Origin of the sequence: Flavonifractor sp. An4 (assembly GCF_002161755.1) — a bacterium.
Classification (GTDB): Bacteria; Bacillota; Clostridia; order Oscillospirales; family Oscillospiraceae; genus Flavonifractor; species Flavonifractor avicola.
Genome location: NZ_NFIL01000010.1, coordinates 1 through 15,423, shown reverse-complemented (window position 1 = coordinate 15,423; position 15,423 = coordinate 1). Strand labels below are relative to the sequence as shown.

15 protein-coding genes and 2 riboswitches are annotated in these 15,423 nt (G+C 60.3%); of the genes, 4 read left to right on the top strand and 11 right to left on the bottom strand.

Annotation, left to right across the window (positions count from 1 at the left end; genetic code table 11):
* Positions 1-46: 46 nt before the first annotated feature.
* A complete protein-coding gene (gene ilvD / locus B5F94_RS06295; RefSeq protein WP_087328815.1) occupies positions 47-1,708 on the top strand; it encodes a dihydroxy-acid dehydratase in 1,662 nt (553 codons plus the stop codon).
* Between the two features lie 73 nt (positions 1,709-1,781).
* Here the strand turns inward: ilvD and sdaAA are convergent, their stop codons facing one another.
* Genes sdaAA through B5F94_RS06280 form a run of 3 tightly spaced genes read right to left on the bottom strand, consistent with a single transcriptional unit; the run spans position 1,782 to position 4,563 of the window.
* On the bottom strand, positions 1,782-2,651 hold the full coding sequence (gene sdaAA, locus B5F94_RS06290; RefSeq protein WP_087328813.1) for an L-serine ammonia-lyase, iron-sulfur-dependent, subunit alpha: 870 nt from the start codon (positions 2,649-2,651) through the stop codon (positions 1,782-1,784).
* Positions 2,652-2,663: 12 nt separating this feature from the next.
* Positions 2,664-3,332: an L-serine ammonia-lyase, iron-sulfur-dependent subunit beta gene (gene sdaAB / locus B5F94_RS06285; RefSeq protein WP_087266883.1), complete on the bottom strand. Its 669-nt coding sequence runs from the start codon at positions 3,330-3,332 to the stop codon at positions 2,664-2,666.
* A gap of 4 nt (positions 3,333-3,336) precedes the next feature.
* Complete coding sequence (locus tag B5F94_RS06280; RefSeq protein WP_087328812.1) at positions 3,337-4,563, bottom strand: dicarboxylate/amino acid:cation symporter; 1,227 nt, start codon at positions 4,561-4,563, stop codon at positions 3,337-3,339.
* 162 nt (positions 4,564-4,725) lie between these two features.
* On the opposite strand from B5F94_RS06280, the gene B5F94_RS06275 reads away from it, so the two are divergent.
* Positions 4,726-5,643: a LysR family transcriptional regulator gene (locus tag B5F94_RS06275; RefSeq protein WP_087328810.1), complete on the top strand. Its 918-nt coding sequence runs from the start codon at positions 4,726-4,728 to the stop codon at positions 5,641-5,643.
* 74 nt (positions 5,644-5,717) lie between these two features.
* Here the strand turns inward: B5F94_RS06275 and B5F94_RS16180 are convergent, their stop codons facing one another.
* The 4 genes from B5F94_RS16180 to B5F94_RS06260 are packed head-to-tail and all read right to left on the bottom strand — an operon-like array spanning position 5,718 to position 7,480.
* A complete protein-coding gene (locus B5F94_RS16180) occupies positions 5,718-5,852 on the bottom strand; it encodes an XkdX family protein (RefSeq protein ID WP_140399779.1) in 135 nt (44 codons plus the stop codon).
* Positions 5,849-6,145 carry a toxin-antitoxin system toxin subunit gene (locus tag B5F94_RS06270; RefSeq protein WP_242961124.1) on the bottom strand — a complete coding sequence of 99 codons (297 nt, stop codon included), beginning with the start codon at positions 6,143-6,145 and terminating at the stop codon, positions 5,849-5,851. The genes B5F94_RS16180 and B5F94_RS06270 overlap by 4 nt, the downstream gene beginning before the upstream one ends.
* Positions 6,129-7,217: a hypothetical protein gene (locus B5F94_RS06265; protein ID WP_087328808.1), complete on the bottom strand. Its 1,089-nt coding sequence runs from the start codon at positions 7,215-7,217 to the stop codon at positions 6,129-6,131. The genes B5F94_RS06270 and B5F94_RS06265 overlap by 17 nt, the downstream gene beginning before the upstream one ends.
* Positions 7,214-7,480: a hypothetical protein gene (locus tag B5F94_RS06260; protein ID WP_087328806.1), complete on the bottom strand. Its 267-nt coding sequence runs from the start codon at positions 7,478-7,480 to the stop codon at positions 7,214-7,216. Before B5F94_RS06260 ends, B5F94_RS06265 begins: the two co-directional genes overlap by 4 nt.
* A 289-nt stretch (positions 7,481-7,769) precedes the next feature.
* On the opposite strand from B5F94_RS06260, the gene B5F94_RS06255 reads away from it, so the two are divergent.
* Entirely contained in the window at positions 7,770-9,050 is a 1,281-nt protein-coding gene (locus B5F94_RS06255; RefSeq protein ID WP_087328804.1) for a serine dehydratase subunit alpha family protein, read from the top strand.
* A gap of 57 nt (positions 9,051-9,107) precedes the next feature.
* Here the strand turns inward: B5F94_RS06255 and B5F94_RS06250 are convergent, their stop codons facing one another.
* Genes B5F94_RS06250 through prfB form a run of 3 tightly spaced genes read right to left on the bottom strand, consistent with a single transcriptional unit; the run spans position 9,108 to position 12,916 of the window.
* On the bottom strand, positions 9,108-10,640 hold the full coding sequence (locus B5F94_RS06250) for an O-antigen ligase family protein (RefSeq protein WP_087328802.1): 1,533 nt from the start codon (positions 10,638-10,640) through the stop codon (positions 9,108-9,110).
* A gap of 20 nt (positions 10,641-10,660) precedes the next feature.
* Positions 10,661-11,767 carry a glycosyltransferase family 4 protein gene (locus B5F94_RS06245; RefSeq protein ID WP_087328800.1) on the bottom strand — a complete coding sequence of 369 codons (1,107 nt, stop codon included), beginning with the start codon at positions 11,765-11,767 and terminating at the stop codon, positions 10,661-10,663.
* A gap of 27 nt (positions 11,768-11,794) precedes the next feature.
* Positions 11,795-12,916 (bottom strand): peptide chain release factor 2, encoded by a 1,122-nt coding sequence (prfB, locus tag B5F94_RS06240; protein ID WP_087328798.1) that lies wholly within the window; start codon positions 12,914-12,916, stop codon positions 11,795-11,797.
* A gap of 406 nt (positions 12,917-13,322) precedes the next feature.
* A riboswitch (glycine riboswitch) is annotated at positions 13,323-13,410 on the top strand.
* A riboswitch (glycine riboswitch) is annotated at positions 13,411-13,504 on the top strand. It begins immediately after the preceding riboswitch.
* A 114-nt stretch (positions 13,505-13,618) separates the two neighbouring features.
* Between prfB and B5F94_RS06235 the strand changes: the two genes are divergently transcribed.
* Entirely contained in the window at positions 13,619-14,986 is a 1,368-nt protein-coding gene (locus tag B5F94_RS06235; protein ID WP_087187692.1) for an alanine/glycine:cation symporter family protein, read from the top strand.
* A gap of 43 nt (positions 14,987-15,029) precedes the next feature.
* On the opposite strand, the gene B5F94_RS06230 is transcribed toward B5F94_RS06235, so the two are convergent.
* Positions 15,030-15,423 (bottom strand): M23 family metallopeptidase (locus tag B5F94_RS06230; RefSeq protein WP_143383256.1); only part of this gene is annotated, 394 nt, incomplete at its 5' end.

Here is a 15,423-nt window from a genome sequence, read left to right as displayed (position 1 = left end):
CATCATCATACAACGTATGTGATATGTGAAATGGAGGTCATCCCCTATGCGCAGCGATAACGTGACCAAGGGCGTGGAACGCGCCCCCAACCGCTCCCTCTTTTATGCTCTGGGCTACACCAAGGAGGAGCTGGAGCGTCCCCTCATCGGCGTGGTGTGCTCCTACAATGAGATCGTCCCCGGCCACATGAATCTGGACAAGATCGCCGAGGCCGTCAAGGCCGGCGTCCGGGCCGCCGGCGGCACCCCGGTGGAGTTCCCCGCCATCGCCGTATGCGACGGCATCGCCATGGGCCACATTGGCATGAAGTATTCCCTGGTCACCCGTGATCTGATCGCCGACTCCACCGAGGCCATGGCCATTGCCCATCAGTTCGACGGTCTGGTCATGATCCCCAACTGCGACAAGAACGTGCCCGGCCTGCTGATGGCCGCCGCCCGGGTGAACATTCCCACCATCTTCTGCTCCGGCGGTCCCATGCTGGCCGGTCGGCTCAACGACGGCCGCCGCTCCTGCCTGAGCCATATGTTTGAGGCGGTGGGCGCCTACAAGGCCGGCAAGCTGGACGAGTGCGGCGTGGAGGACTACGAGAACAACGCCTGCCCCACCTGCGGCTCCTGCTCCGGTATGTACACCGCCAACTCCATGAACTGCCTCACCGAGGCCATCGGCATGGGCCTGCGTGGCAACGGTACCATTCCCGCCGTGTGGTCCGCCCGGCTGCGGCTGGCCAAGCACGCCGGTATGCAGATCATGGAGCTGGTAAAGAAGGACATCCGTCCCCGGGACATCATGACCCCTGCCGCCTTCCACAACGCCGAAGCGGTGGATATGGCCCTGGGCTGCTCCACCAACACCATGCTCCACCTGCCCGCCATCGCCCACGAGTGCGGCATCGAGCTGGATCTGGACATGAGCAACGAGATCTCCTCCAAGACTCCCAACCTGTGCCATCTGGCTCCCGCCGGCGACACCTACATGGAGGATCTGGAGGGTGCCGGCGGCGTGTACGCCGTGATGAAGGAGCTGACCAAGAAAGGCCTGCTGGACACCAGCGTCATGACCTGCACCGGCAAGACTCTGGAGGAGAATCTGGAGGGCGTCACCAACCGCAATCCGGAGCTCATCCGCCCCATCGAGAACCCCTACTCCCCCGACGGCGGCATTGCCGTGCTCAAGGGCAATCTGGCCCCTGAGGGCTGCGTGGTGAAGCGCTCCGCCGTGGCTCCTGAGATGATGGCCCACACCGGCCCCGCCCGTGTCTTTGACAGCGAGGAGGAGGCTATTTCCGCCATCTACGCCGGCAAGATTGTCCCCGGCGACGTGGTAGTCATCCGCTACGAGGGCCCCAAGGGCGGTCCCGGTATGCGCGAGATGCTCAACCCCACCTCCGCTATCGTGGGTATGGGTCTGGGCGAAAGCGTGGCTCTCATCACCGATGGCCGGTTCTCCGGAGCCACCCGAGGCGCCGCTATCGGCCACGTCTGCCCCGAGGCTGCTCAGGGCGGCCCCATCGCCCTGGTAGAGGAGGGCGACATCATCTCCATCGACATCCCCTCCTGCAAGATCGAGGTTCAGGTGGACGAGGCCACCCTGGCCCAGCGCAAGGCCAAGTGGGTATGCCCCGAGCCCAAAGTCAAAACGGGGTATCTCGCCCGGTACGCCAAGCTGGTCACCTCCGCCTCCCGGGGCGCGGTGCTGGAGTAAGCCCCTATTTCCCTTTCAAGATGCAAAACATGGCCGCCCTGACGGGCGGCCATGTTTATTTTGTATTAAGTTGTCAGCCGCAGCACCCGCACCGCTCGCAGGCGGAAGGGGTGGTGGCACAGCCGCCCTGTGCGGTCTCCCGCAGCTCGGCGGGCAGGTAGCGGCCCACCCGGTACATGGCGGCCAGCATCTCGTCAAAGGGGATCAGCTGCTGAATCCCGCTCAAGGCGATCTCGGCGGCCACCAGCGCGTTTGCTACCCCGGCGGCGTTGCGGTTCTGACAGGGGTACTCCACCAGACCGCCCACCGGGTCGCACACCAGGCCCAGCATATTCATCAGCACGGTGGAGGCCGCGCTGATGCACTGCTCCGGCTCGCCGCCCATCAGCTCCACGGCAGCAGAGGCAGCCATAGCAGCGGCAATGCCCACCTCCGCCTGGCAGCCGCCCACCGCACCGGCCACGGTAGCATTCCGCATGGCCAGGTATCCGATGGCGCCGGCGTTGAACAGTCCGTCTATGATCCGGGCGTCCGAGATGTGATAGGTATCCTGAAGGGCCAGCAGCAGGCCGGGCACCACGCCGGAGGAACCAGCGGTAGGGGCGGCCACGATCAGGCCCATGGAGGCGTTGACCTCCAGCACCGCCATGGCGTAGGTAATGGCCTTCTGAAGTACAGGTCCGCAGATATCCTTCTTCTTGGCGGCGTGGGCGGCCAGATGCCTGGCCTCGCCGCCGATGAGTCCGCCCATGGAGCGGACAGGGCTGGTCAGCGGAATAGTGGCTGACTCCCGCATGATCTCCAATGCCCGTTTCATGCGCCGGGTCACCGTATCCACCGTGGTCTCCCCCAGGATACACTCCCGGCGACGCATGATCTCAGAGATGGAACACCCCTCCTGCCGGCACAGCGCCAGCAGCTCATTGGCATTTTTAAAGTCCATGTTCCTACCTCCTTACGACTGGACGATCATAACGTCCTGGATATAGGGATTGGCCCGCAGCTCCTCATCGATGCCTTCGGGCAGAGTACCGTCCGACTCGATGATGCTGTAAGCGGTATCTCCCTTGCCCTCCCGGAACAGACGCATAAAGGCGATGTTCACGTTGCGGTCACTGAGCACCTTGGTCAGGTGGGCCACCACGCCGGGCTTGTCCTGCTGGATCACCACCACCGAGGCGTACTCGCCGCTGAAGTCCACACGGACGCCGTTGATGCGCACGATGTGCATCTTGCCGCCTCCCAGGGACTCGCCCCGGACGGTCATGACCTGTCCGGCAGCGTTCTCCATGCGGATGTCCACGGTGTTGGGGTGGATGTCGGTCTCCACCTCATTGGGAGTAAAAGAGAAGGCAAGGCCCCGCTCGTTGGCAATGCGGAAGGAGTCCCGAATGCACAGATCATCGGTGGAGAAACCCATGATACCGCCCAGCAGGGCCCGGTCCGTGCCGTGGCCGTGGTAGGTCTTGGCAAAGGAGCCGTAGAGGGTAAAGTCCACCTTCTTCAGAGGCGGCGCCAGCAGCTTGTGAGCCACGTTGGCAATAAGCACCGCACCGGCAGTGTGGGAGCTGGACGGACCAATCATATTGGGTCCCAATACGTCGAATACGCTGATGAACGACATAGAATCACTCCTCCGAGGCGGCAGGCGCCTTCAGAATGAATTTCTGGTAGATGGCATTGACAATGGTACCGATGGCGTTGTCACCGGATACGTTACAGGCGGTGCCAAAGGAATCCTGGGTAATATAGAGGGCCACCATGATGGCACAGATGGGGCCGTTCACATCGCCGGCCTCGGTACCGAACACCATGTACAGGAAGGGCAGCGCGGTCATGATGGAGCCGCCGGGGGCGCCGGGGGAGGCCACCATGGCAATGCCCAGAGTCATGATGAAGGGCACCACAGTGTCCAGGCTGATGGGCAGCTGGTACATCAGGCACACGGCGGTGGCACAGGCGGTGATGGTGATCATGGAACCGGCCATATGGATGTTGGCGCACAGCGGCACCACAAAATTGCGGATCTCCTCCAGAATGCCGTCCTTCTTGGCGCACTCCAGGTTGACGGGGATGGTGGCAGCGGAGGACTGAGTGCCGATGGCGGTGGCGTAGCCGGGGATCTGGTTGCGAATCAGAGCGAAGGGATTCTTCTTGGATACTGCACCTGCCACAATAAACTGGATGCAGATATAGATCAGGTGCATGGCGATGACCACCAGGAACACCTTCCACAGGATGCCCAGAATGGCGAACGTCTTTCCGGAGGCAGTCATGTTGGTAAAGGTGCCGCAGATGTAGAGGGGCAGCAGGGGGATGATGACCACATGGAGCACCTTATCAATAATGGCGGAGAAATCCTCCATACCGTGGTAAAGGCTGTCACCAATCTCCTTGCCCCGCATATTGGACAGACACAGCCCCAGCACAAAGGCCAGGGTAACAGCGGACAGGGTATCCAGCAGTGGAGGAATGGACAGAGAAAAATAGCTTTCCAGAGAAACATCCGCCGTCTGGGCAATCTGGTCCAGGGCGCCCTCACTCATGAAGGAGGGGAAAAGGTTGGAGGAAACCAGATAGGAGGCGGAACCCGCCACCAGCGTAGACACATAGGACAGGGCCACTGTAATGAGCAGAAGCTTACCGGCGCCGCTGCGCAGGTTGGCAATGCCCATGGTCACATAGGCCACAATCATCAGCGGGATGATGAAGGACAGGAATGTGCTGAAAATCGAGGAGCAGGTCACAATCACACGGTTGAACCACTCCGGCATATAGGAGCCAAACAAGATACCAAGGATAATTGCAATGATGAGCTTCGGGATCAGGCCGATTTTAATCTTTTTCTTTGCCATATAAGTTCCTCCCTTAACTTTCTCTATTTTGTCCATTTCCCTATTGACTTTTGGAGGGCCTTAGTATAACATTGCACAATAATTAAATCAAATAAATCTAATTTATCATATAATTGAATTTTCTTAATATCAAACTCACCGGTATGGCAGGAGGCTTGCATTATGGAGCTGCGTCAGCTGACCACATTCATCCGGGTGGCCCAATTTCAAAGTTTCTCCAAAGCGGCGGCCAGTTTGGGATATTCCCAGTCCGCCGTCACGGTACAAATCCGCCTTCTGGAGGAGGAACTGCGGGTCCGGCTCTTTGACCGTATGGGAAAGCGGGTGTGTCTCACCGGACAGGGGAAGGTCTTTCTGGACAGCGCCATCAGCATCATTCAGGATGTATCCAAAGCCAAGCTGGCTCTGGCCGGTGAGGATGAAACCCTGCGGGGCCAGCTCCATATCGGGACACTGGAATCCCTCTGCTATGCCCGACTGCCCGGTATCATCCGGAATTTCCGGATACGGCATCCCCAGGTGAGCATCCAGATCACCACGGGTACGCCGGAGGAGATCATCACCAAAATGGAGCGGGGTGAGTTGGATATCATCTACATTCTGGATGAACCGCTCTACAACAACAGCTGGTGCAAAATGCTGGAGCTACAGGAGGAGGTAGTGGTGGTCGCCTCCGCTTCGCTGGGGGCGGCACTAAGCGGCCGCTCCCACAAGCTGGTGGACCTGCTGGACAAGCCCTTTTACCTGACGGAGCGGGACGCCAACTACCGTCGGCTGCTGGACCAGCGACTGGCCGCCTTTGGCCAGGCCATTACTCCTGCATTGGAGAGCAGCTACGCCTCCTTCCTGCTGCGAGTTCTGGAGGAGACGGAAGGGCTGTCCTTCCTGCCCCGTTTTCTGGTGGAAGAACCGGTGCGCCAAGGAAAGTTGGCCATTGTGGATGTCAGCGACCTCAAGGCGGTGATGTACGGCCAGATCTTCTATCACCGGGAAAAATGGGCCACCCGGGAGATGGAGGAGTTTGTCCGCTTCTGTACCCCGCCTGGAGAGGACCGTCCCTCCGTCCTGTTGTCCCCGTAAAAAACAAAACAGCCGCCCCGTGAGCCTGCTTCCACAGAAGCGGTTCACGGGGCGGCTGTTTACGCGATCATGCGCTATGCTTTTTCCGTCTGGCTGAGAATTGCCGCAGCTTCTTCCTCTGTCAGCTTGCCTGCCTCTGCCAGGGCCTGTATACGCTGCTCATCCCACAGTCTGGGATAATATTTCTTAGCCAGCTCGTACACGTTCACAGTTCCACCCCCGTCATAATGGCCAGAAAGTCCACATCCGCCCGCAGCTGCTCCAATTCCGTAGGTTCAGGCTCCGGTGTGGGTTCCGGTTCCGGCGCCTGGCCGGGGGTCAGCCCCACCAGAATGCCGTCCTGAATGTCCAGTTCGCAGTAGCCGCAGCAGTCCCACGCCGCCTGTTCCAGCTGGGGCGGCACTGCAACCCACCCCTCCAGCCAGCACTCCGTTCGGTGGCTCTGGCTCTGTAAGCCGTGACCGCCGTCCGCTCTGGCCTCGATCTCAATGATAGTCAACATCCAGATCCCTCCTCATCCATGTTAGTAAGTGATACAACAGCTTGCGCAGCCAAGCCCGTTTTTCCTTCCGCCCCTCCCCCTGCTCCCTCAGCCAGGCCAGCAGCCTGCCGCTACTCCATCCATCCGTCCCGAGGGACAGATCATGCGCACCCGCCTCTACAATCCGTATCTGTCCGCCCCGCACCAGACGAAGCAGCCGCTGTGCCAGCGATATCGGCTTGTGATCGGCAGACGGAACACCTCGCTTTTGATAAGTACGCTTCTCCCGGGTCTCCTCCGGAGGCAGGTCATTGAAGTGGGCCATCAGCCGCTCCTCCAGTCTCTCCAGTCCCCGCACCTCCACCTGTTCTCCCAGAGCCAGACTTTCCAGCCTCTTTAGTCCGCACCGGATGGACCGCAGTACCGACGCATGGTCCACCCCCAGCAAAGTTCCGATCTCCCGCAGGGAGAGCCACTCGCCATAATAGAGATACAAATAGGTCTGCTGCCGGAGGGTGAGCCGATCCAACACCGCTTTCAGTACTTCCGGCTCCCCCAGGTCCACCACCAGAGGGCCTCCCTCCTGGCAGTCCATTAGTCGATAGAGGAACTTAGCGTCCTCCGCAATCCGTTTTTGCCCCCGTTGCAGCGTGCGGCATACAGTGGAGCGGTTCCGCCCCGCCTCCCGGGCCACCTGGGCCTGAGGATTGCCACCGTCGATACCTGCCAGATAAGCTTTCTGGACAGGCGTGATCCCCGTCCGGGCCGTCCGTACCGCCAGGCGCATCTTGTCCTGTTCCGTGGGGCCCTCCGGTGCCTTCGCGCCTTCCATCTCCGCCCAGGTCTTATACTGCATCCTGTCCCACCGCCAGCCGTCCACCCCGGCCCAGGTGGTACCTCGACTGATCTTGTGCCGGGGCATCAGCTCCCGCAGCTGCCGGGCGCAATTCGTCAGATCCTCCTCGGCCCGGGCCAGTTCCAGCCGGAGGGCTTTCTTCTCTCTCCCCTGCGCCCCATCCAGCTCAGTTTGAAGGGCTACCTTCTGCTCCCGCAGTACCTTGATTCGTTCTCTGATCTCTCTGGCTCTGCTCATCGCTTTTCCTCATTGATTCGGGGCGCGGTCAGGTCGGCGGTGGTATATTTTCCGTTTCTGGGCCGGGTGTAGTATTCCTCCGCCAGCTGCCGCAGTTCCCGCATCTCCCGCAGCATCTGCCGCAGCATCAGGATCTCCCGATTGGTCACCTGTCGTTCTGTTCCCTCCTGGCTTTCCAGACGCTGCTTGGCTGCCTCCAGGCCCAACCTCAGCCGGGCGGCCGCCTCCCGATACTGCCCGGATAATTCCTGCAATCTGGCCATCCTGTTCACCTCCTCTTTCCCGGAGCGGCCGCCCCAGCCCTGTATCCGCCCCGCTCGCTGTTGGAAGAGACTCCATGGTCTCTTCACTTTTAGCGGTTCCACCCCCAAAAGTTGGACGGTTGCGTACACCGAAGAAAAAGATTTTTTGAATTTCAAACTTCCGACAAAATAAAGAGGTCCTTTCCTGAGATGGAAAGGACCTCTTTACAACTGAGAGAAGGTCGGATATCATGTAGATAACAGGAGAAAGCGCGCTCCCTGGGGAGCCTGCAGGAAGGAAGAACCGTTCATGAAGAAAACCGATCCCCATTATCAAGCTTATCTGCAAATTTTGCGGGAAGAGTTGGTCCCCGCCATGGGCTGCACAGAGCCCATCGCGCTGGCCTACGGCGCGGCGGTGGCTCGTCGGGCCCTGGGCTGCCTGCCCGAAACCGTCTCTGTCCAGGTCAGCGGCAATCTGATCAAAAATGTGAAGAGCGTCATTGTCCCCAACACCGGCGGATTAAAGGGCATCCCTGCCGCTGTCACCGCCGGGCTGGTGGCTGGCAACCCGGACAAAGTGCTGGAGGTTATTTCCGTGGTGACAGAGGAACAGAAGGCAGAAATGACTGACTTCCTCCGCTCCCACCCCATCGGGGTCCATCTGGCCGACACTCCCCTGACCTTCGACTATACCGTCACCCTTACCGGCGGCGGCCATACCGTCACCCTGCGGATCGCCAACTACCACACCAACATTGTCCTGCTGGAAAAGGACGGCATGAAGGAGATCGACATTCCGGTGGAGGGCGAGCAGGAGACAGCCCTCACCGACCGCTCCATCCTCTCCATCCAGGAAATCGTAGACTTTGCCGACAGCGTGGATGTGGACGACCTGCGTCCCCTGCTGGACCCCCAGATCCAGTGCAATATGGCCATCGCGGAGGAGGGGCTGCTCCACGCCTACGGGGCCAACGTGGGCAAGGTACTCATGAGCACCGAGGCCTCTCTGGAGCGGCGGGCCCGGGCCAAGGCCGCCGCCGGCTCCGACGCCCGGATGAACGGCTGTGAGATGCCGGTGGTCATTGTTTCCGGCAGCGGCAACCAGGGCATCACCGCCTCGGTGCCCGTCATTGAGTACGCCCGCTCCCTGGGCATTCCGGAAGAGCGGATGTACCGGGCGCTGGCAGTGTCCGACCTGTGCACCATCCACCAAAAGACTTATATTGGCCGTCTGTCCGCCTTCTGCGGCGCGGTGAGCGCCGGCGCAGGCGCTGGGGCCGGTATCTGCTACCTGCTGGGCGGCGGTTACGATCAAGTGAAGCACACCATCGTCAATGCCCTGGCCTTCCACTCCGGCGTGGTATGTGACGGCGCCAAATCCAGCTGCGCCGCCAAGATCAGTATGGCGGTGGAGGCCGGTATCTTTGGCTATCAGATGTACCAGAACGGCCAGGAGTTCCGCACCGGCGACGGCATCATCAGCGACGGCGTGGAGCACACCATTCAGAACGTGGGCGAACTGGGCCGCCAGGGGATGCGGGAGACCGACCATGTGATTCTGGAAATGATGACTCGGGAACCCTGCTAACAAGAAAGTATAAAAAAAGCGTCTGCCGAGGCAGACGCTTTTTTGTGCTTCTATTCGTTATGCCTTTTTCTGTTGCTGTCTGACCAACTTGACGCAGGCAGCGATGACGCCGAAGAGGAACCAGTAGGTGAACATATTGCGGGGGTAGAACCAGGTATACTCCGCCACACTCACCACCAGGATGCCGCAGAAGGCGCCCAGGGCTGCCGCCAGCATCCGCTTGGTGCGCTTATCCAGAGCAGCCCGGAAGGCCTTCACGCCGCTCTTAAGCTGGTAGAGCAGCAGGGCCAGGAAGGAAATCACGCCCCAGATACCGGTCTCCGCCCACATCTGCAAATAGTTGTTGTGGGTGTGGATGGGATAAGTGCCGTCAAAGTTGGTGGGATAGGTCTGGAATACCTCTTTCATCACATCGGTGCCCAGGCCGATGCCCTTGACCCAGTGGTCCCGCATCAGGTTGCTGGTAGTAGAGTAGATCTCAAAGCGGTACTGGGTGGAGCTGTCCTCGGTGTTGGTGATGGTGAGGATCCGGTTGTAGATGGTCTCCGGCAGGAAGGGGATGGCCACCAGTCCGGCCACAATGAACAGGGGCACCCACCGCCAGTCGATGAGGGCCAGGAACACCACCACCGCCAGGGCCAGCCCGATCCAGCAGGAGCGGCCATAGGTGAGACCGATAGCGGCCACGCCTACACACAGGGAAAGCAGGGAGAGGATCTTGCCCCGCCAGTGGGAGTTGAGGAAGAGGGCCAGCTCCAGAGGCAGCAGCATGACCAGCTGTTCGGCAAAGTTGTTGGGGTTGTCAAAGACAGAATAGACCCGGCCGGGCATACCGGCGTTGACGGTCATATCCTGCTGGGAGGCCACCACCTCCACGCCGATATATCCCTGGTAGCAGCCGTAAATGGAGGCGATGGAGATACCCAGCACCGCCAGGGCCACCATCAGCTGGAGCTGCTCATATTTCCGCACGGAGCTTACCACCAGCAGCACCAGCAGGAAGGCGGTAATGTGGAAGGCAAAGAAGCGCATGGACAGGCGGGTAGAGATGGACCCGGCCAGGGCAATGCAGATAAAGGCCATATAGAGGCTCATATAGGGCCCCAGGGTGTCCAGCTCCAGCCGATCCTTGGCCCGGGAAGCGCTGCCGATGACGAACAGACCGGTGACAGCCACCGCGCCCAGCAGACCATAAGTGTTATTCCACATCTCATGGGGGGCCACCAGCATCACCAGCATGAACAGGCCCAGGAAGAAGAATCCGGCCCCGCCCACGGCGCCCAGGAAGCGGCAGAACAGGCTGCCGTCCCACACTGGGCGGCCGATCTTGTAAAGCCACTTACAGATGGCACAGGGAATGTTGATGATAGCGGTGAGCAGCCTGCAGATCAGGCTGTCCGGCCAGGCTTTTGGGATGACTCCTTCCCGCCAGACAAAGCGGAAGAGAACGCTCCCCCGCAGCTGCCGGGTGAACCACCGCTCCAGGCCCGCGCAGGCCCGTCCGGGCAGACTGCCCGCCCAGGCCTGCCTGAGTCCCAGCCAGAAGGCCAGGAAAAAATGAAGAAACAGGCTGTTTTTTGCGATAGACATCAGGTTTTTACTCCTTGGAATCAGTCGTGAAGGGCTTTTTCGTACACACCGTAGGTAACCTTGGCCATCTTGTGGATCTCAAACTTCTCCTCGATGGTCCGCAGGGCATTCTCCCGGCAGGCCGCTCTGAAATCCGGGTCCTCCAGGAACCGCTTCATGGCCCCAGCCATGGAGTCGGGGTCGTCATAGGCCACCAGCAGGCCGCAGCCCGCCTCGTCATTTACAATGTCCGAATTGCCGCCCATATCGGTAGCAATCACCGGCAGGCCGGCAGCCATAGCCTCGATGATGAGGAAGGACAGTGCCTCATGCTGAGAGGAATTGACGTACAGATCGGAGCCCTTGTACAGGTTCTTGATATCCTTGCGGAAGCCGATGAACTTCACCTGCTCCTCCAGCCCCAGCTCCTTGACCTGGGCCTTGGAGGGTTCCAGCAGAGGGCCGTCTCCCGCCAGCACCAGGGTAAAGGGCTTGTCCGTCAGCTCCGTCAGCCGCTTCACCGAGTCAATCAGGTACTTGTGTCCCTTGTCGTCGGCAAAGCGGGAGGCGCACAGCATGACAAACCGGTCCTCAGGCAGACCCAGTTCGGAGCGAAGGGTGGAGTCCGAGCGGTCCCCCGCCCAGGCTTCCAGATCCACCGCGTTGAAGATGACCTGGATCCGGTCGGCGCTCCAGCCGTTGGCAATGAGCTGCTCCTTGCCCTTGTTGCACACGGCGATCATCTGGTCCTGCCGCTTGTCCATCCAGCGGTTGGACAGCCGGGTGATGAAGTCGTTGGCCAACACAAAGTGGTTGGTGTACACCACCCGGATTTTTTTGTTGTACTTTTTAGCCAGCAGGGCAGTATAGTGTTCCCGCAGGTAGTGGCAGTGGATGAGATCAATATCCCACTCCCGGCACAGGTCGGCCAGCGCTCTGGCGGCCTGCTTATCGAACCGGCGGCGCATGGTGACCTGGCGGCAGGGGACCCCCATGGCCTCCAGCCGCTCCACCAGCAGCCCGCCCTCGTTATAGGCAAAGAAGGGCTGCACCAATCCGTCGGCGGAGAGGTACTTCACCAGAGTTTCCACATACCGCTCCGTCCCCGCCTTGCCCGCATAGTTGAGCAGATAGAGTACCTTGCGCATGGCAAATTCTCCTTTTCCTTCGGCGGATTATTTCTCCGCCCAGTTGCCGGTAGCCTCCGCCTTCAGATAGGCGTTGATAAAGCCGTCCAGATCGCCGTCCATGACGCCGTTGACGTTGCTGGTCTCATAGCCGGTGCGGTTATCCTTCACCAGCTGATAGGGCATGAACACATAGGACCGGATCTGGCTGCCCCACTCGATCTTGAGCTGGACGCCCTTGATGTCGGAGATCTTCTCGGCGTGCTGCTGCATCTTCAGCTCCACCAGCTTGGCCCGCAGCATCCGCAGACAGGTGTCCTTGTTCTGGAACTGGCTGCGCTCGGTCTGACAGGACACCACAATGCCGGTGGCATGGTGGATCAGTCGGACGGCAGAAGAGGTCTTGTTGATGTGCTGACCGCCGGCGCCGGAGGAACGGAACACCTGCATCTCGTAGTCCTCGGGCCGAATCTCCACGTCGGCGTCCTCGGGCAGGTCTGGCATGACCTCAATGGCGGCAAAGGAGGTCTGCCGCCGGGCATTGGCGTCAAAGGGGGATACCCGCACCAGACGGTGAACGCCGTGCTCACTGCGCAGGTGGCCGTAGGCGTTCTCACCCTCGATGAGGATGGTGGCGCTCTTCAGACCGGCCTCGTCGCCGTCCAAGTAGTCCAGTGTCTTGCAGGTGAAGCCGTGACGCTCGGCCCAGCGGGTGTACATCCGGAAGAGCATCTGGGCCCAGTCCTGGGCCTCGGTGCCGCCGGCGCCGGCATGGAAGGTGAGGATGGCGTTGGAGTTGTCGTACTCGCCGGTGAAGAGGGTGGACATTTTGGCCTCCTCCATGTCGGCCTGCAGCTTGGCAAAGCCCTCCTCCAGCTCGGGCACCAAGCTCTCGTCCTCCATCTCATTGCCCAGCTCGCACAGGGTCATCAGGTCCTCCCACTGGCTCTGGCGCTTCTCCTGGCCCTCAATCTTGTCCCGCAGGTTCTTCACCCGCTGCTGCACCTTCTGGGCCTTCTCCAGGTTGTCCCAGAAGCCGTCGGAGGCGGACTCCGACTCCAGCATCTCGGCCTCCCGCCGGGCGGCCTCCAGGCCCAACGCCTGCTCCAGCTCGTCCAGCTCGGGCCGCAGGTTGTTGAGCTTTACCTTATATTCATCAAACTGTAACATAGATCCACTCTCATTTCCGTAAAATAGCCATATTATTATACCCAACGGCAGGGCCGATGTAAAGAGAGGGGCGCCAAAAAACCGCCCGAAGGCGGGCGGTTTTTATCGGCTGCTGGCGGACCAGGCCGGATCGGTACAGAAGATCAGATCATCTACGTCTCCGCTGGGACCGGTGGACTGAATGGTGTCATCATGCGGGTACTGCTTCATTTGGCTCCCTCCTTCCCGGTGATGTACATATCAGTATATGCCCGATGGCAGGGAGAAGGTGCACGGTTTCTGTCGCAGATTTTCCTCTTTTTCCCACCCTCTTTTGACCGTTTGGAAGGGCTTGACAAGTCCCCCATCCCGTGCTATAGTTCTGCATATCAAATCGGACGGACATTCGTCCGCCGCATAGCGACAAAGGAAGTCCACAGGAAAAAGCCGACGGCTTGCCGAAGGAGCAAAACTCTCAGGCGTTTCCCCCGGGAAATGAGGACTGTGGATGGATGTGGCTCTGGAGAAGTCCCCCCCAGCGGGGATGCCGAAGGTGCAACGCGCCCCCATGGGGCACGAATCTCTCAGGCAAAAGGACAGAGTGAAGAACAGCGGCATCCGGTTCACCGGATGTCTTTCTGCTTGTATTTCAGGGCCAAACCGCAGTGTGTGCGGTTTGGCCCTTTTCTTTGCCGCAATTCCAAGAGACGAGGAGAGAGTACAATGGAATGGATCGAAGGACTGGTGGGCGCGGTCAACACCGTGCTGTGGGACTATGCGCTGCTCTTTTTGCTGGTAGCCACCGGTATTTTCTTTACGGTACGTCTGGGTTTTATCCAGCTGCGAAAATTCGGCGAAGGAATGCGCCGGCTGTTCGGCGGCTTCTCCATGAAGGGCGCCCGGGCGGGCAAGGAGGGTATGTCCTCCTTCCAGGCTCTGACCACCGCCATTGCCGCCCAGGTGGGCACCGGCAACATCACCGGCTGCGCCACCGCCCTGTATTCCGGCGGCCCCGGCGCCATCTTCTGGATGTGGCTGTCCGCCTTCTTCGGTATGGCCACCATCTATTCCGAGGCGGTGCTGGCCCAGCGGTTCCGTACCACCGACGCCGACGGCCATGTCACCGGCGGCCCCCTGTACTACATCCGGGCGGCCTTCCGGGGCAAGTTCGGCAAGTTCCTGTCCGGCTTCTTTGCCATCGCCATCATCCTGGCCCTTGGCTTTATGGGCAATATGGTCCAGTCCAATTCCATCGGCGACGCCTTCCATACCGCCTTCGGTATTCCCAAGCTGGTGGTAGGCGTTGTGGTTGCCGTTATTGCCGCCTTTATCTTCCTGGGCGGTGTGCGGCGCATCGCCTCCTTCACCGAGAAGATCGTCCCCATTATGGCCTTCTTCTACATTGTAGGCTGCATCATCATCCTGTGCATCAACCACGAGACCCTGCTCTCCGCCCTGCGCTCCATCTTTGTGTGCGCCTTTGATCCCCAGGCGGTGTTTGGCGGCGCTCTGGGCCTGAGTGTGCGGGAGGCCATGCGGTACGGCGTGGCCCGGGGCCTGTTCTCCAACGAAGCCGGTATGGGCTCCACCCCCCACGCCCACGCTATGGCCAAGGTGGAAAAACCCCAGGATCAGGGCATCATTGCCATGATGGGCGTATTTATCGACACCTTTGTGGTGCTCACCCTGACCGCCCTGGTCATCATCTCCTCCGGTATGCTTCAGCCTGTGAACGGCCCCCTCCAGGGTACTGCTCTGGCCCAGGCCGCCTTCAACGCCGCCTTCGGCTCCTTCGGCAACGCCTTTGTGGCCATCTGTATGCTGTTCTTCGCCTTCTCCACCATCATCGGCTGGTATTTCTTCGGCGAGGTCAACGTGAAGGCCCTGTTCGGCAAGACGGCGGCCAAGGGATACGCCGTCATCGTGGTGGTCTTTATCGTGGTAGGTTCCACCCTGAAAGTGGATCTGGTCTGGAGTCTGTCCGATATGTTCAACGGCCTGATGGTACTGCCCAACCTGATCGGTCTGCTGGCCCTCAGCGGCCTGGTGGTCAAGATCACCCGTGGCTCCGGGGATCAGCTCCATCGCTGACAATAGAAAGAGCGCGCTGCACTCCGCAGCGCGCTCTTTTCCGTTATCCGTTCAGCAGTTCCATGGGGTCCACGCTCTGGCCCTCCCGCTCCACACTGAAATGCAGATGGCTGGCCAGGGCACTCTCGGCAATGGCAGTGTTCCCCACCGAGCCGATGATATCTCCTACCGTCACCTCATCCCCCACTTCCACTGTGGGAACGGAGGCCAGGTTGGCGCAGGTTGTGGTCAGGTCGCCGCCGTGGTCGATGACCACAGTGGTGCCCAGCATCACATCCTCGGTCACCTCAACCACCACACCGGAGGCGGGAGCCCGGACCTCCGTGCCGGCGGCGGCGGCAATATCCACACCGGCGTGGGTGCGCCAGTCAGCCATGGTCACGTCATAGGCCAGGGTCTCCACGCTGTAGTTGGTGAGCACCTCTCCCTGCACCGGC